15 protein-coding genes are annotated in these 15,980 nt (G+C 62.0%); 11 read left to right on the top strand and 4 right to left on the bottom strand.

The window, feature by feature from the left end:
* Positions 1–18: 18 nt before the first annotated feature.
* Positions 19–279: a GlsB/YeaQ/YmgE family stress response membrane protein gene (locus tag MA04_RS11410; protein ID WP_014993779.1), complete on the bottom strand. Its 261-nt coding sequence runs from the start codon at positions 277–279 to the stop codon at positions 19–21.
* A gap of 144 nt (positions 280–423) precedes the next feature.
* On the opposite strand from MA04_RS11410, the gene xerD reads away from it, so the two are divergent.
* The 6 genes from xerD to MA04_RS11440 all read left to right on the top strand — a co-directional run bounded on the left by xerD (position 424) and on the right by MA04_RS11440 (position 7,406).
* Positions 424–1,335, top strand: coding sequence for a site-specific tyrosine recombinase XerD (xerD, locus tag MA04_RS11415; RefSeq protein WP_262460537.1), 912 nt, complete (start codon positions 424–426; stop codon positions 1,333–1,335).
* Positions 1,336–1,399: 64 nt separating this feature from the next.
* On the top strand, positions 1,400–2,137 hold the full coding sequence (locus MA04_RS11420) for a thioredoxin fold domain-containing protein (protein WP_262460539.1): 738 nt from the start codon (positions 1,400–1,402) through the stop codon (positions 2,135–2,137).
* A 154-nt stretch (positions 2,138–2,291) separates the two neighbouring features.
* Positions 2,292–3,485, top strand: a complete 1,194-nt coding sequence (gene alaC, locus MA04_RS11425) for an alanine transaminase (RefSeq protein ID WP_163126569.1) — start codon at positions 2,292–2,294, stop codon at positions 3,483–3,485.
* A gap of 60 nt (positions 3,486–3,545) precedes the next feature.
* Positions 3,546–4,847: a homoserine dehydrogenase gene (locus MA04_RS11430; RefSeq protein ID WP_163126570.1), complete on the top strand. Its 1,302-nt coding sequence runs from the start codon at positions 3,546–3,548 to the stop codon at positions 4,845–4,847.
* A 68-nt stretch (positions 4,848–4,915) separates the two neighbouring features.
* Positions 4,916–6,010 (top strand): threonine synthase, encoded by a 1,095-nt coding sequence (thrC, locus tag MA04_RS11435; RefSeq protein ID WP_163126571.1) that lies wholly within the window; start codon positions 4,916–4,918, stop codon positions 6,008–6,010.
* 259 nt (positions 6,011–6,269) lie between these two features.
* Positions 6,270–7,406, top strand: coding sequence for an OprO/OprP family phosphate-selective porin (locus MA04_RS11440; protein WP_262460540.1), 1,137 nt, complete (start codon positions 6,270–6,272; stop codon positions 7,404–7,406).
* A gap of 180 nt (positions 7,407–7,586) precedes the next feature.
* Here MA04_RS11440 and MA04_RS11445 read toward each other — a convergent pair whose 3' ends face one another.
* Complete coding sequence (locus MA04_RS11445) at positions 7,587–8,816, bottom strand: serine hydrolase domain-containing protein (RefSeq protein ID WP_240342776.1); 1,230 nt, start codon at positions 8,814–8,816, stop codon at positions 7,587–7,589.
* 156 nt (positions 8,817–8,972) lie between these two features.
* Here MA04_RS11445 and MA04_RS11450 point away from each other — a divergent pair, with 156 nt between their 5' ends.
* On the top strand, positions 8,973–9,290 hold the full coding sequence (locus tag MA04_RS11450; protein ID WP_022995510.1) for a DUF962 domain-containing protein: 318 nt from the start codon (positions 8,973–8,975) through the stop codon (positions 9,288–9,290).
* Positions 9,287–9,727, top strand: a complete 441-nt coding sequence (locus MA04_RS11455) for a group III truncated hemoglobin (protein WP_163126574.1) — start codon at positions 9,287–9,289, stop codon at positions 9,725–9,727. The genes MA04_RS11450 and MA04_RS11455 overlap by 4 nt, the downstream gene beginning before the upstream one ends.
* A gap of 141 nt (positions 9,728–9,868) precedes the next feature.
* Here MA04_RS11455 and MA04_RS11460 read toward each other — a convergent pair whose 3' ends face one another.
* Positions 9,869–11,068, bottom strand: a complete 1,200-nt coding sequence (locus tag MA04_RS11460; RefSeq protein ID WP_163126575.1) for a CaiB/BaiF CoA transferase family protein — start codon at positions 11,066–11,068, stop codon at positions 9,869–9,871.
* Positions 11,069–11,179: 111 nt separating this feature from the next.
* Between MA04_RS11460 and trmH the strand changes: the two genes are divergently transcribed.
* The 3 genes from trmH (at position 11,180) to MA04_RS11475 (ending at position 14,055) form a co-directional block, all read left to right on the top strand.
* Positions 11,180–11,884, top strand: a complete 705-nt coding sequence (trmH, locus tag MA04_RS11465) for a tRNA (guanosine(18)-2'-O)-methyltransferase TrmH (protein ID WP_163126576.1) — start codon at positions 11,180–11,182, stop codon at positions 11,882–11,884.
* Positions 11,881–12,558, top strand: coding sequence for a 50S ribosomal protein L11 methyltransferase (locus tag MA04_RS11470; protein ID WP_262460541.1), 678 nt, complete (start codon positions 11,881–11,883; stop codon positions 12,556–12,558). Before trmH ends, MA04_RS11470 begins: the two co-directional genes overlap by 4 nt.
* Before the next feature lie 99 nt (positions 12,559–12,657).
* Positions 12,658–14,055, top strand: a complete 1,398-nt coding sequence (locus tag MA04_RS11475) for a DegQ family serine endoprotease (protein ID WP_163126578.1) — start codon at positions 12,658–12,660, stop codon at positions 14,053–14,055.
* A gap of 71 nt (positions 14,056–14,126) precedes the next feature.
* On the opposite strand, the gene MA04_RS11480 is transcribed toward MA04_RS11475, so the two are convergent.
* Entirely contained in the window at positions 14,127–15,716 is a 1,590-nt protein-coding gene (locus tag MA04_RS11480; protein WP_262460544.1) for a hypothetical protein, read from the bottom strand.
* Between the last annotated feature and the right edge of the window lie 264 nt (positions 15,717–15,980).

A 15,980-nucleotide genomic window follows, 5' to 3' on the forward strand; every position in this document is an offset into this window, starting at 1 on the left:
TTGTTTTGCATCGGAGGGTTAGCGTTTAGCCAGCAACCGGTACAGGAACAACAGCACTAATGCACCGACGATGGCGGTAATGATGCTGCCGATCGATAACGAATTTGATGCCGCTCCCGCGCCGATCCCCAACAGAGAACCGAGCCAGCCGCCGACAAAAGCACCGGCGATACCAATCAGAATGGTAATAATGAAGCCGCCCGGATCCTTGCCCGGCATGATCCATTTTGCGATCACACCCGCGATCAGACCCAGTACGATCCAAGAAAGAATTTCCATAGGGCACTCCTTACCTCTGGTAACTCAAAGCCCCCTGAGTATGCCCCGTATGGATGCGCGACCCGGGTAATAAATAGTAAAACCCCGGCTTGCTGAGTGAACCGCGTGGCGCCAGAATCGCGGAAACGAAACGGGAAATAGGTTATGACGGACCTGTCCGAAGTCCAGCAACGGCTGGTGGATGCCTGGCTCGACAATCAATGGCTGGAGCGGGGGCTGAGCCGTAACACCCTGGAAAACTATGGCCGGGACCTGCGCCAATTCGGAGATTGGTTGAACAGGGAGGAGCACACCCCGCTGGAACAGTGCCAGCGCTATCAGCTGTTGCAGTTCCTCGCCCATCGCCATGAGCAGGGATTGGGCGCGCGATCGGTGGCCCGTCAGCTTTCCGCCTTGAAGAGTTTTTTCCGCTGGATGAAGCGGGAAGGGCGTATCGACGAAGACCCCACCCTGAACGTGGCGCGCCCCAAGACCGGCCGGGCCTTGCCGAAGAGCCTCAGCGAGGCCGATGTGGAAGCGCTGCTGGCGGCGCCGGATCTGGATGATCCGCTCGGTTTGCGCGATCGCGCCATGCTGGAAGTGCTTTACGCCTGTGGTCTGCGGGTGTCGGAACTGGTCGGCCTGACCCTGGGGCAGGTCAATCAGCGCCAGGGGCTGGTGCGGGTGGTGGGAAAGGGGGACAAGGAGCGGCTGGTGCCCCTGGGGGAAGAGGCTCTGCACTGGCTGGCGCGCTATCTGCGGGAAGCCAGACCCTTGCTGATTCACCCGGATCAGGATGTGCTGTTCCCCAGCCGTCGCGGAGAGACAATGACGCGCCAGGCATTCTGGTACAGGATCAAACAGATCGCGGTCAGCGCGGGGGTGCAAAAGGCGTTGTCACCCCATACACTGCGCCATGCGTTCGCGACACATTTGCTCAACCACGGGGCCGACCTGCGGGTGGTGCAGTTGTTATTGGGGCACAGTGATTTGTCCACCACACAGATCTATACCCATGTGGCGCAGCAGCGGCTACAGACGCTTTATGAGCAACATCATCCCCGGGCGGGAACTTGATGCGCCTGTCGCCACTCAAATAACGATAATCGCCGCAGGGGGCGGCGTACCATTGGAGAATGTCATGAAAAGGATGATGATGGCGGCCCTGGGATTGGTCGCGGCCACCCTGGCGGTGGCGGATTCGGGGGTGGATGAGAAGGCGGTAAGGAAGAACTTCGCCGACACCTTTCCCCAGTTCACAGTCAGCAAAATCGAGCCGGCGCCGGTGGAGGGCATGGCCCAGGTGGAACTCAAGGGCGGTGGCGGAAGCCAGTGGGTATACACCAGTAGTGATGGTCGTTTCATTTTTACCGGTGAGCTGATCGAACTACGCGACGGCAAGCCAGTGAATCTGGCGGAAGAGCGCCTTGAGAAGGTGCGCAAGGCCGGCCTGGCCAAGGTCGACAGCAAGCGCATGATCACCTACGCCGCTGATGATCAGAAGGCGGAAATCTACGCCTTTACCGACATCACCTGCGGCTTCTGCCGCAAGATGCATGAGCACATCGAGGAGTACAACGAGGCCGGAATCACCGTGCATTACCTGGCGTTCCCGCGCGGCGGACCGGCTTCCGAGGCGGCCGAGGACATGCGCCACATCTGGTGTGCCAAGGACCGGGCCAGTGCGCTCACCGACGCCAAACTGAAAGACAAGATCGTCGAAAACAAGCTGGGCAGCTGCGCCGGCCAGGTGAACGACGAATACGCCCTGGGCGTGGAGTTCGGAGTGCGAGGCACGCCGGCTATTTACACCGCCGAAGGCACCCAGCTGGGCGGTTATCTGACCCCTGAACAAATGCTGCAGCGACTGCAGCTTTAAGCTCCTGTTCGCGGCCCTTTCGGCCCCCGGGACACATTGACGGCGCCTCTTGGCGCCGTTAATGTGTCCGGCTTCCAGTAACCCCGCCACGGCCCGTGACGTGCCCGTTCCGGTACGGCCGCGGACCGCGCCATCTTTTTTGAAGGATTCAGCCGTGGAAGCCGATTTTCAGCGTATTCGCCGTTTGCCGCCTTATGTCTTCAATATTGTTGGAGAGCTGAAGAAAGCGGCGCGAGCGCGGGGTGAGGACATCATCGATTTCGGCATGGGCAATCCGGACCAGCCGACCCCGCCGCACATCGTGGAAAAGCTGGTGGAAACGGTGCAGCGCGGCGATACCCACCGCTATTCCCAGTCCCGTGGCATCCCCCGTTTGCGCAAGGCCATCACCGACTGGTACCAGCGCCGCTACAGCGTGGCACTGGACCCGGAATCCGAGGCCATCGTCACCATCGGTTCCAAGGAAGGGCTGTCGCATCTGGCGCTGGCCACCATGGGGCCCGGCGACACCGTGATGGTGCCCAATCCCAGCTACCCGATCCACCCCTATGGCTTTGTCATCGCCAACGCCGATATCCGTCACGTGCCGCTGGTGCCGGGTGTGGATTTCTTCGAGGAACTGGTCCGCGCAATCAAGGAAGCCTGGCCGAAGCCCAAGATGCTGGTGCTGAATTTTCCCGGCAACCCCACCGGGCAGTGCGTGGATCTGGATTTCTTCGAGAAGGTGGTGGCGATCGCCCGCGAATACGGTATTTGGGTGGTGCACGATATCGCCTATGCCGATATCGTTTTCGATGGCTACGAGGCGCCGTCGATTCTGCAGGTGGAAGGTGCTCGCGACGTGGCGGTGGAATTCTTCTCCCTGTCAAAAAGCTACAATATGCCGGGTTGGCGGGTCGGTTTCTGCTGCGGCAACAAAGAGCTGATTCACGCCCTGGCGCGCATCAAGTCCTATCTGGATTACGGCACCTTCACGCCGATCCAGGTGGCCGCTATCGCCGCTCTGGAAGGCGATCAAAGCTGTGTCTCCGAAATCCGCGATCTGTATCTGAAACGCCGTGACGTACTCTGCGACGGCCTCAACGACCTGGGCTGGACGGTGGAAAAGCCCCGCGCCACCATGTTCGTCTGGGCCCGGATTCCGGAACCTTACCGGGCGCTGGGATCGCTGGAGTTCTCCAAAAAGCTGCTGTCGGAGGCCGGTGTGGCGGTCTCTCCAGGCGTTGGCTTCGGCGAATACGGCGATGACCATGTGCGGTTCGCCCTGATTGAAAACGAGCAACGTACCCGGCAGGCGCTGCGGGGCATCAAGAAGATGTTCCGCGCCGATGGGCTGATCGCGGGCTGACGCCGTCGGCCCCCATGGATTACACGCACCCTGGATTACACACATTCTGGAGAGGACCAAGTGAAGTCGATTAAGGTTGGGATTGCTGGCCTGGGCACGGTGGGCTCAGGCACCGTCAATGTACTCAAACGCAATGCGGGGGAGATTGCCCGGCGCGTGGGTCAGCCCATTGAGATCGCTCACATTGGCGCGCGGCGTGAAAATCCCGCCTGCGATATTACCGGTATCCGGGTGTCCCGGGATGTGTTCGACGTCGCCAACGACCCGGACGTGGACATCCTGGTGGAACTGATCGGCGGCACTGACGTCGCCCGCGAGCTGGTGCTCACCGCCATCGGTAACGGCAAACATATCGTCACCGCCAACAAGGCGCTGATCGCCGAACACGGCAACGAAATCTTTCTCGCCGCCCAGGAACACGGCGTGGACGTGGCTTTCGAAGCCGCGGTGGCCGGCGGTATCCCGATCCTCAAGGCGCTGGGCGAAGGTCTGGCCGCCAATCACATCAACTGGGTGGCGGGCATCATCAACGGCACCGGTAACTACATTCTCACCGAAATGGAGCAGGGCGCGCGCAGCTTCGATGAAGTGCTGGCGGAAGCCCAGGCGCTCGGCTACGCCGAGGCGGACCCCACTTTCGATGTGGAAGGCGTGGACGCCGCCCACAAGCTCACCATTCTGGCCTCCATCGCTTTCGGTATCCCGCTGCAGTTCTCCAAGGTCTATATGGAGGGCATCAGCCGTATCACCATCGAGGACGTCAACAGCGCCGCCCAGTTCGGTTACCGCATCAAACACCTGGGGATCGCCAAGGACACCGGCAACGGTATTGAGCTGCGCGTGCATCCCACGCTGATTCCGCAGGAAATCATGTTGGCGGCGGTGAACGGCGTAATGAACGCGGTGATGATCGATGGCGACGCTGTCGGCCCAACCCTGTATTACGGCGCCGGCGCCGGCTCTGAGCCCACCGCCTCTGCGGTGGTGGCCGACATCATCGAGCTGGGCCGTGAACTGACCGTGGATCACCACGAACGGGTGCCCTATCTGGGCTTCCATGCCGACCAGATGTCCGACGAGCCGGTGTTGACCATCGAGAATGTCTCCTGTGGTTACTACCTGCGCCTGCATGTCCAGGACAAGGCCGGCGTGCTGGCGGACGTGACTCGCATTCTCAGCGACAATCGCATCAGCATCGAAGCCATGGTGCAGAAGGAAGCGGACGAAGGGCTGGTGCCCATCGTCATCCTGACCCATCGGGTGCGCGAAGGCGACATGAACGAAGCGCTCAAGCGAATCGCTGCCCTGGACACCGTGGATAACGATATAATGCGTATTCGCGTGGAAACGCTGGACGCTTGAAAAGACGATACGATTAATACCCGTGGGGCCCGTATCCCGGCCTCCACACCAGAAGCAGAGACAATGCCATGCCATTCCGTGACCGCTACACAGGCCTGATCAACCGTTACCGCGACCACCTGCCGGTGAACGACGACACGCCGATCATCAGCCTGGGCGAAGGCAACACCCCGCTGATCCGGCTCAAGAATATTCCGCGCCTGCTCGGCAAGGACGTGGATATCTACGTCAAGTACGAGGGCCTGAACCCCACCGGATCCTTCAAGGATCGCGGCATGACCATGGCGGTGACCAAGGCGGTGGAAGAGGGCAGCAATGCCATCATCTGTGCCTCCACCGGCAATACCTCTGCGGCGGCGGCGGCCTACGCGGCCCGGGCCGGCATCTCCGCGTTCGTGCTGATTCCGGAAGGCAAGATCGCCATGGGCAAGCTGGCCCAGGCGATGATGTACGGTGCCATGATCATGCAGATCCGCGGCAACTTCGACCAGGGCATGGAACTGGTCAAACAGGTGGCCGAGAAAGCGCCGGTCACCATCGTCAACTCGGTGAACCCGTTCCGTCTGCAGGGGCAGAAAACCGCGGCATTCGAAATCGTCGAGGAACTGGGCCGCGCCCCGGATTACCACTGCCTGCCTGTGGGCAACGCCGGTAATATTTCCGCCTACTGGATGGGCTACAGCGAATACCACAAAGCCGGTATCGCCGGCGGCGTACCGCGCATGGTGGGCTACCAGGCCACGGGCGCGGCGCCGTTCCTGCGGGGCGCTGCGGTGGAAGATCCGGAAACCGTGGCCACCGCCATTCGTATCGGTAACCCGCAGTCCTGGGACAAAGCCTGGACCGCGCAGAAGGATTCCGAAGGCTGGTTCGACGAACTGACCGATGAGGAAATCCTGGCCGCGCAAAAACTGCTGGCGCAAAAAGAAGGGGTGTTCTGCGAACCGGCTTCCGCCGCTTCCATTGGTGGCGCCATGCGTGACATCAAGGCCGGCAAGATCGCCGAAGGCAGCACCATTGTTTGCACCCTGACCGGTAACGGGCTCAAGGATCCGGACACCGCCATCGCGCAATGTCAGCAGGAACTGTCTTCCGGCGCCCGCATGGTCACCATCGACGCCGAGCTGGACGCGGTGAAGAAAGCCATTCTGGACAATCTGTAACCTTCAATTAAATCGGCGACGACACTGTTCGTGGCCGATTTTCCTTGTTTTTACCGGGCTGTTTCGCGGCCCGGTAAAACGCTCCTGACGTGACCCCGCCCGTTTGGTTGTGATACACCCTTAGGGTGAGCGCGCCCTGTTCGCCGTTTCAGTGTTGACGCCGAGCGAGGCGACGGGCACGCCATAATCCGAAAAAGCAGGCAGCAAGGAACGAAACCTTACTTCAAGCAAAAGTTCTGACTCGACTGGGGAGAAGCCGATGGCAGACAATAAGCGGGCTTTACCGGCCCTGGCGCTGGGCGCCGTATCTTCTTTGTTTCTGGTACAAAATGCTCATGCGGGTGCTGAACTCAGCGCCGGCGTCTGGTGGGTGTACCAGTACGTGCAAAAATCCGATTTTGGCGGCCCCAATTCCGCCTTCGACGCGGACCTGGATCGGGAAACCGGCGGCAATTTCGCCGACCCGGCGTTCATCCTCTACGCTGATGACGACGGTGGTTACGGCCCCTGGCGTTTCAGCGCCGAAGCCCGTATCGGCAGAGGTTCCTTCACCGACGTCAACAACAACAGCAGCGGCGATACCTTCGCCATGCACAAGGCCTGGATCGGTTACCAGTTCAACGACCACACCTTGCTTAAAGTGGGCAAGAGCCAGGTGCCGTTCGGCTGGAAAACGGTGAACTTCTGGCCTGGCGACGGCCTTCAGGGTGGTTACGGCGATCAGATGGACGTTGGTTTCAAACTCAGCGGCGATGCCGGTGATTTCCACTATGACGCGGCCTATTACCATCAGGACGACTGGGGCGAGGACAGCACCGACACCCTGGATGACAACGGGCATTGGGGCACCAGCGACAGTTACCGCAAACTGAAAACCGGTGTTCTGAACCTGGACTGGCACTTCCTGCAGGGCCATACCGTGGGGGCGTCGGTACAGTACGGGCGGATGCAGGATCTCACCGCGGACACTGCCTCCGGCCGCAAGGCCGATGGCGAGCACGTGGCCTATGATCTGCACTACCTGTATCAGAGCGGGCCCTGGAGCTTCAAATACCGCTTTGTCGACGCCCGCCGTGACTTTGGCGGTCTCGATGCCTTCCTGGCTTCCGACGCCGCGCCCGCGGACGAGGAAGTGAAAACCCAGCGGCACGTGGCCGAGGTGATGTATCAGAACCGCAACTGGGCGTACTACCTGGACGGCGGCGTGGCCAGCACCGACACCCGTAACAATGATGCCGGCAATGTGCAGTTTTACGCTCCGGGTATTCGCTACAAGTACGGCCCCGGCTGGCTCTATCTGGAATACCTGTGGTCCGATGGTGACATCGACGCCAACGGTGACGTCTACGAAGGCAATTTCAACGCCGCCTATGTGGCGTTTGATTTTTACTTCTAAGCAAGCAATGCGGCCCTTGCCTGTATGGGGGCCGCTGAAGAGACGAAATAGGTGGTTGCTACGAAGCCGCTGTAGGAGCTTGCCTGCAAGCGAATTTTCTTGATCCGGGAGTCCATTCGCTTGCAGGGCAAGCTCCTACAGCGGCTTCGTAGTCCGGTCTATGGCGGATCCCGATGACAGTCAGGCCGTATGCCGGTTGATCGCCATCTGCAACTTCAGCAGCGCCGAAAAATGCCGGCCCAGCGCCGCCTTGCCGGTGGTCAGCAGGGCGCCGGCGAGATCCCGGTCCCGATCCGCCCAGCAGTAAATGCTGATGAAACCCAAATGGCCGAAGGCGTTGCTGGTGCCCGGCCCGTACAGGCTCAGGGCACGGGCGCCGAGCATGAAGCCCGGCGAGAACGCCAGCGGCACCATCAGGGTACGATCCAGGCGGCCTCCCTTGGTGGCGGCCCGGCCCGTGGCGAAGCGCACGGTTTCCGGATGGAATAATTGCTGGCCCTGATAGCGGCCATCATTCAACAGCATCTGGAAGAAGCGGCTGGCCTCCTCGGCGGTGGCGTACAGGTTGCCGGCGGGGATGGTGGCGTCGAGAAAACGGGGATCGTTGGAGAGGCCCACCACTTCCTCCAGCGGAGCCCCCACGGCGTGAGTGAGAAAGGCGTTTACCGGTGGCAATTGCAGGCCGGTGACGGCGTTTTCCGCCGGTGCCACCGCCGGCTCCCGCAAGCCATAGGTGAAATAACGCATCCCCATCGGCCGCCGGATCACCCGGTCCAGCAGGGCATCGATGCTCTCCCCGGTGACACGCCGGATGACCTCGCCAAGCACGAAGCCGGCGGTGATCGCGTGATAAGCCTGCTGACGCCCGGGGTTTTCCGGTTTGGCCCGGCACAGCAAAGCCATGATGCGGTCATAGTCGAACAGATCCTCCGCCGCCACCGGCTCGTGGATACGGGGTACCCCGGCACGATGGGTCAGCACGTGCATCAGAGTAGTCCGGTGCTTGCCCATGGCTCCGTATTCGGGGATGTAGTGGCACACCGGCCGGTCCAGATCCAGTTCACCCTGTTCCGCCAGATGATGCACCAGCATGGCGGTGACCGCCTTGGAGGCGGAAAACAGGCAAATCGGAGTGCCGGTGGTGAGCAGGCGCTGCTGGTCGACATCGGCGTAGCCGAGGGTGCGATCCAGAAAAACCTGTCCACGACGGCGCAGGCACAGGGCGATGGCGGGGTTCATGCCGGTGCGGTAGAGCTCGCGGGCGTGGCGCCAAATGGTGGCTACCTGCTGTGGCCGCAGCCCGGCCTCGGCGGCGGTGCACTCGTCGCCCCGGTCGGTGACTGGCGTCAGATGGCGGGGAACGGTGATGGCGCTGGCGCCGAAGCCGGCGGGCAGGGAAAGGCGGGTCATGGTCATTGATCCATCTCGCGGATGGCCCGATCAGGGCTGTTGTTTATGCCCGGGTATGGTGGACAATGGCGGTACCAGATGGCTTGGCGCCGCTGCCCTGGGCCGATGACCCCAGGGCCACCAACGGTGTCGGGCGCAACGGAACAGGTGGACGTTATGACGACGGTAAAGCAATCTGATTTCCAGAGCTTCGCGGAGTTCTACCCCTACTATTTGCAGGAGCACACCAACCCGACCTGCCGGCGTCTGCATTTCATCGGTACGCTGTGTCTGTTCGCGGTGTTGTTCGGTGTTCTGATTTCCGGTAACTGGTGGGGGCTGTTGCTGTTGCCGGTGGTTGGTTACGGTTTCGCCTGGGTGGGGCATTTCTTCTTCGAGAAGAATCGGCCCGCCACCTTCAAGCATCCGTGGTACAGCCTGGCCGGTGATTTCGTCATGTTCAAGGATATCCTGACCGGGCGTATTCGCTGGTGAGTGAACGGCAACGGGTACGGCTTTTTCAGCCCGGTGTTGTCGAGCAGCGCTCCGCGTCAGGGCAGCCGGATCTGGACAGCCCGGAACAGATCGATCGCATGGTCTCGTTGTTCTATCGGCGGATTCTCGAGGATCCGCTGTTGGCGCCGGTGTTTCTCGAGGTGGCGCGCATCGACCTCGATGAGCACCTGCCGCTGATCGCTGCTTTCTGGAAGAAGCTGTTGCTTGGCGACGACCGTTACAACCGGCATATGATGGCCAAACACCGGGCGGTGGACGACAAGATGCCGCTCACCGGCGCTCATCATGAGCGCTGGCTGGCGTTGTTCATGGCCAATCTGGACCAGAACTTCGAAGGGCCCTATACCGACCGCGCGAGGCAACTGGCCGCGCGCATCATCGACAACCTCTACGAGCAACTGTCACAACGTCGTTGAGACGCTTCCGCTTTACTACGAAGCCGCTGTGGGAAGCTTGCCCTGTTTGTGGGAGCTTGCTTGCAAGCGAATTGGACTCCTGAACCAAAAGATTCGCTTGCAGGCAAGCTCCCACAGCGGCTTCGTAGCAATCTCTGAATTCTACCCCAGCACGCCCTCGTCCCGCAGCGCCTGGAACTCCGCTTCGGATAGCCCCAGATCCTCGCGCAATACCGCTTCAGTGTGAGTGCCGGCCTCGCCGCCGGGCCAACGGGTGCCGCCGGGGGTGCCGGCAAGGCGTGGCGTGATGGCGGGGATACGCAACGGTTTACCGTTGATTTCCACCTGTTGGAACAAGCCGCGTGCCTGGAAGTGCGGGTCGGCCATCATGTCGGCGGCGCTGTAAATCGGACCACAAGGCACCCGGGCTTCTTCCAGTCGCGCCAGTACCCGGGGACTGTCCTGGCCGGCACACCAATCGCCAATAATGGCATCCAGTTCTGCTTCGTGCTCTACCCGCCCCGGGTTGTGAGCCAGACGCGGATCATCGGCCAGGTCTTCGCGGTCCATGGCCTGCATCAGCCGCTTGAAGATGGAATCGCCATTGCCGCCGATGATGACGTATTTGCCATCGCCACAGCGGTAGGTATTGGTGGGGACAATGCCGGTGACGGTGGAGCCGGACGGTTCGCGAACCAGACCGGCGCCGTCAAATTCAGGGATCACCGCTTCCAGCAGATTGAACACCGACTCGTACAGGGCCACATCCACCACCTGGCCCTGTTGGCTGCCGTGCCGTTCCAGCAAAGCCAGGGCGATGCCAAGGGCCGCGTGCAGGCCGGCGATGGTGTCGCCCAGGGACAGGTTGGGTCGCACCGGGCGCTCGCCGGGAAAGCCGTTGACGTAGCGCAGCCCGCCGACCCCTTCGCACACCGAGGCGTAGCCGGGCTTGTCGGCGTAGGGCCCGTCCTGGCCATAGCCGGAAATTCGCGCGTACACCAGGCCGGGATTGCTTTGCTCGAAGCGCTCCGGGCCCAGCCCCCAGGATTCCAGGGTGCCGGGGCGGAAATTCTCGATCAGCACATCGGCGCGGTCGATCAACTGCCCGGCCAGTTGGCGGCCGCGGTCGGTCTTCAGATCCAGAGTGACCGAGCGCTTGTTGCGGCCCAGGCTGCGCCACCAGAATGAGGTGTCGGTATCATCCAGGGAGCGCCAACGGCGGATCGGGTCGCCGCCGGGGGGCTCCACCTTGATCACATCAGCACCAAAATAGGCGAGCAGCGTGCCGGCAAAAGGACCGGCCAGCAATTGGCCCAGTTCCACCACGCGGATACCGGCCAGGGGCAGGGAACGTTCGCTCATCGGGTCTTCCTTCGTTATCTGAGCGCATTGTGCCCGACGGAACGGGCACAGGCGAACCCCATGCTACAATCCAGCCCCAACTACCCCGCTTCGCCAACAACAGGAGTCCCCATGACCCCGGAACGCTATCGCCGGTTGCTGGACACATTGGATCGCCGTCAGCCGGATCTCACCGTGATCATGGAAGGGGTGCACAAACCCCATAATATCGCCGCTGTGGTGCGCACCTGCGACGCCGTCGGCATTCTCGACGTGCACGCCGTGCTGCCGGAAAATCGCGCCAAAGTAGCGGCGGGCACCGCCATGGGCTCGCAGCGCTGGATCAATCTGCACAAGCATAACGACGGGGTGGCCGCCATCGAACAGGTGCGTGCCCAGGGCATGCAGGTGCTGGCCGCCCACTTTTCCGACACCGCGCTGCCATACCGCGAAGTGGATTTCACCAAGCCCACGGCGTTACTGCTGGGCACCGAGCGCTTCGGTGTCAGCGAAGCCGCCGGCGCCGCCGTGGACGGTCATGTGATCGTGCCGATGATGGGCATGGTGGCGTCGTTCAATGTCAGCGTGGCGGCGGCGATCATTCTGTCCGAAGCTTGCGAACAGCGGCGCGCGGCCGGGTTCTATGATCGCCCCCGGCTGGATCCGGAAACCTACCGGCATACGTTGTTCCGCTGGGCGCATCCGAAACTGGCGGGCTATTGTGATCGCTATGGGCTGCCTTATCCGGAATTGAACGACAACGGCGAAGTCCGCCATGCCACGCGTTTCAACGCGGAATTGGCCGCCGCCAAGGCGCGGCAGGAAGCGGCGTCGTGAGTGCACCGGCGCCACTGGCGCTGCAGGCCCGTCTCAATGCCTTGCTGCCGGAAATCCAACTGTGTGCCACGCCGCTGCCGTTGGTGCCGGAGCTGTCCTTATGGCTGTTGGACCGGCTGCTGGCGGACCGGCGTCTGGATCAGGAGGTGGCCAATGCCTTGATGGAAGCGCCGCCATACTGGTCGTTATGTTGGGCCTCGGGGCAGGTGTTGGCACGCCATCTTCTGACCCACCCGGAGTGGGTGGAGGACCGCTGTGTGGTGGACGTGGGGCCCGGCTCCGGAGTGGTGGCGGTGGCCGCCGCCAGGGCCGGCGCCCGCCGTGTGATCGCCTGCGATCTGGACCCGGACGCGCTGGCCGCCTGCGAAGCCAACGCCGCCCTAAACGGGGTCAGTGTGGAATTGAGCGACGATCTGGAGGCCTGTCTGGCTCTGGCCGATCGCATCACCGCCGCCGATATTCTCTATGACCGGGATAACCTGCCACTGCTGGCCCGCTTTCACCAGGCCGGCGCGCCGGTGTTGCTGGCGGATTCCCGTATCGCCGAATTGAATCCGCCGGGGTATCGCCTGCTGGGACACTGGCACGCCACCACCTGGCCGGATCTGGGGGAAGCCAATGAGTTTAATCAGGTCCGGCTGTTTTTATCGGAACCCCATTTGTTGGAACCCTGAAGGCCGGGTCAGGGTCGAAGCTTCACGATTCGCTAATTTGGCCGTCATGTTGATCGCCAATTCAAGCCCGATTAAGTTAGTGCCCAGGTACAGGAGGATGTGGCCTTGTACGCACCATTGAAATCCTATTATTCCTTTATTTGCGCGCTTTGCGTTGCTCTGTTGTTGGCCGCCGCCGTGCCGGCGCGGGCGGCGTTGCCCGTGGCGCAAGGGGAGTCGTTGCCGACCCTGGCTCCGATGTTGGAAAAAACCGCGCCGGCGGTAGTGAACATCGCCATCGAGACGCGGGTGCGCACCGCCCGCAACCCGCTGTTGGAAGATCCGTTCTTTCGCCGTTTTTTTAATATTCCCGAGCAACAGCAGCCTTCCACCCGGCGTGCCATCAGCGCCGGCTCCGGCGTTATCGTCGACGCCAGGCAAGGCTACGTGCTGACCAACGCCCATGTGGCCAAGAACGCGGATAAGATCGAAGTGACTCTCACCGATGGCCGCGAACTGAGCGCGGAACTGGTGGGGCTGGACGAGGAAGTGGATCTGGCGGTGCTGAAGCTGGACAAGACCGACCATCTGACCCAGATCCGGATCGGCGATTCCACCGGTTTACGGGTGGGGGATTATGTTCTGGCTATTGGCAACCCTTTTGGTCTCGGCCAAACCGTGACCTCCGGCATCGTCTCCGCGCTGGGCCGGACCGGCCTGGGCATTGAAGGTTACGAGAACTTCATTCAAACCGACGCCTCCATCAACCCCGGCAACTCCGGCGGTGCGCTGGTCAACCTGCGTGGTGAACTGGTCGGTATCAATACGGCGATACTGGCGCCTTCCGGAGGGAACGTCGGTATCGGTTTCGCCATTCCCACGGAAATGGCGGTGAATGTGATGGAGCAGTTGATCGAGCATGGCGAGGTACGCCGCGGTGTGCTGGGTGTGACGATCCAGGATCTGACACCGGAGCTGGCGGACGCCTTCCAGGTGGAACAACGGCAGCGCGGTGTGGTGGTCACCAATGTGGTGGAGGACAGTGCCGCCGATAAGGCCGGTCTCAAGGCTGGTGATGTAGTGGTGGAAGTGGACGGCCAGGCGGTGACCCGGGCGGCGGATTTGCGTAACAAGGTCGGGCTGTCGCCGGTGGGCGAGAAAGTGCGGCTGAACATTATTCGCGATGGCCGTAAGCGCGAAGTCGTGGCGGTCATTACCGAGTCCGATCAGCGTCAGTCCGGCGGCGATGCCATATCCAAGTTCCTGCAAGGCGCCAGCCTGCGCGATCTGCGTAAAGGCGAGCTGCGGCACGCCGACAGTGGTGTGCTGGTGGAAGCGGTGGCACGTAATTCCCCGGCCTGGCGCGCCGGTCTGCGTGGCGGTGATGTGATTATCAATGCCAACCGCCAGAATGTGGCGAATATGAAGGAACTGGAGTCGGCGGTGCCCGACGCCGATGCCGCCCTGTTGTTGCGCGTTAATCGTGACGGCGGCGTGTTCTTCGTGGTGGTGCGCTGATTCGGATAAATCCGGGTGTGGGCGTATAAGCGGGCTGTCCCACAACGGTGGGACAGCCCGGCCGGTCTTCGCTAACGGGCTGGAAAAGCGGTCCAGCGATCCAGCCAGGTGGCACTGGCCCCGGGCCGCACCGCGCCAAGGTAGTTGGCCGCTTCGTCCCAGAATTCGCCTTGAGGTACTGGCACCGCGCCGCGCGTTGCCGGTGACCGCAGGGCCGGCGTGACATTGGGATGATAAGGGTTGATCGCATCCTGATTGAAGCGCGGGTCTTCATCGAAACGGACGCTGCTCAATCCTCGGAAAAAGGTGTCTTCGTCGAAGCCGCCGTCGTCGTCCGCGTCGCCTTGCTCCGCTTCGAAATAACTCAGGCCGCGCGGGCCGATGCCATGCATCAGCACACCCTGGAAATCCAGCGCGCCGGTATCCAGATTCGCCACCGTGGCGCCATCGCGCAGATCGATGGCTTCGCCGGAAAAACCGCTGATCAGCAGATTGTGGAAATGGCCCCCGGTACCTTCGCGCAGGGTCATGGCGCGATGATGGCGGGTGCTGCTGCGCGGCGACACCAGCGTGACGTTGTACATTATCGGCTCGGAGCGGGGCAGTGCCTGGTGATGGGCGCCGTTGTTGTCCGCTTCGAAGGCGTTGTCGCCGCTATCCTCGTGTTGTTGTACCACCAGGAACTGCACTCTGCCGCGCCAGCCCAGATCCCAGTCGAGCCCGTCGTCGCCGGCACCGGTAATCACGATGTGGCGCAGATCGACGTTGCCGCCAAACACTTCCACGCCATCGTCCAGGGACCGGTGCACCTGCACATGACGGACAATGGTGCCGCTGCCGCAACCACCCAGGGTGAGCCCGTTCAGCTCATTGTTGGCATAAACCTCGAAGCCGGCGAACTCGATCCGGGCGTATTCCAGTACGCCGCAACTGCCTTGCGGGTTCTGTCCGCCGTAGGCGCCGAGCGGATCGCCGGCATCAATGCCTTCGATCTGGGCATCGGGTTCGTTGACCGGAGCGTCCCCCAGCAAGACCAGCCCGCCCCAATCGCCGGCGGCTCTTTTCCCTTCGGGCTGGCTGCTGGTGAAAACGATGGGGGCATCCTCGCGGCCGGCGGCGTGGAGACGGGCCCCGCGAGTGATGACCAGCGCCGAATCGGCGCGGCCGAGGATGCGAGCGCCCGGCTCAATGGTCAGGCGCACGCCGGGCAGTACGTACACCACGTCCCCCAGTACCCAATCGCGGTCGGCGGTCCAGGTCTGGTCCTGCTCGATCACCCCGGTCACTACCCGGTCGCCTTGCAGGTAGGGCAAAGCCAGCCACCAGAACAGCAGCAGGCACAGCGACAAGGTGCCAATGATCAGAGGCCATGCCAGCCGCCGGTAAGCGAAACGGGAAGGACCCGTGGCGGTCGCTTGAGGACGGGCGTTATTGGCCGCGTCGGCGTGGTCAAGGCGCGCCAGTTCCTCACCCAGATGACGGATATGATTGTGAGGGCTGTGGCGGGCCCGTTCGATAATTTCCGCCCGGTAGCGGGCGTCGTTCAGCAAGGTGTTGAAATGAATGAAACCGAGACCTGTGTCCCCGGCGCGGTCGTAGTTCTGCTTCAACTGCCAAAGCAATTCCACCAGACGCGCGCGAGCCGGCGTGCCGTCGCCCATGGTAGTCCCCCCAGATGTTTTTGTTTAACAACCCAAGGAGCCAGTGTGGAAGTAAAAAATGACAGTCGTGCTAAGGGGGGGGTAGGTCTCCATCGGGGGCACGGGTCTGTACAGACCCGCTTCGAGGGAACCGTCGCGCTTCGGGCTTCAGCAATGTTGATCGCTGGCACAGAACGGGCTACGAAGCCGCTGTGGGAGCTTGCTTGCAAGCGAATCGGGGCCACTTCTTCCACTTCGCTTGCAAGCAAGCTTGTATGGTTTCCC

The sequence above is a fragment of the Alloalcanivorax balearicus MACL04 genome (assembly GCF_025532145.1).
GTDB lineage: Bacteria > Pseudomonadota > Gammaproteobacteria > Pseudomonadales > Alcanivoracaceae > Alloalcanivorax > Alloalcanivorax balearicus.

Coding starts and splice junctions, on each gene's coding strand:
- MA04_RS11410 (WP_014993779.1), bottom strand. CDS start 279: ATGGAAATTCTTTCTTGGATCGTACTGGGTCTGATCGCGGGTGTGATC.
- xerD (WP_262460537.1), top strand. CDS start 424: ATGACGGACCTGTCCGAAGTCCAGCAACGGCTGGTGGATGCCTGGCTC.
- MA04_RS11420 (WP_262460539.1), top strand. CDS start 1,400: ATGAAAAGGATGATGATGGCGGCCCTGGGATTGGTCGCGGCCACCCTG.
- thrC (WP_163126571.1), top strand. CDS start 4,916: ATGCCATTCCGTGACCGCTACACAGGCCTGATCAACCGTTACCGCGAC.
- MA04_RS11440 (WP_262460540.1), top strand. CDS start 6,270: ATGGCAGACAATAAGCGGGCTTTACCGGCCCTGGCGCTGGGCGCCGTA.
- MA04_RS11445 (WP_240342776.1), bottom strand. CDS start 8,816: ATGACCCGCCTTTCCCTGCCCGCCGGCTTCGGCGCCAGCGCCATCACC.
- MA04_RS11450 (WP_022995510.1), top strand. CDS start 8,973: ATGACGACGGTAAAGCAATCTGATTTCCAGAGCTTCGCGGAGTTCTAC.
- MA04_RS11460 (WP_163126575.1), bottom strand. CDS start 11,068: ATGAGCGAACGTTCCCTGCCCCTGGCCGGTATCCGCGTGGTGGAACTG.
- trmH (WP_163126576.1), top strand. CDS start 11,180: ATGACCCCGGAACGCTATCGCCGGTTGCTGGACACATTGGATCGCCGT.
- MA04_RS11480 (WP_262460544.1), bottom strand. CDS start 15,716: ATGGGCGACGGCACGCCGGCTCGCGCGCGTCTGGTGGAATTGCTTTGG.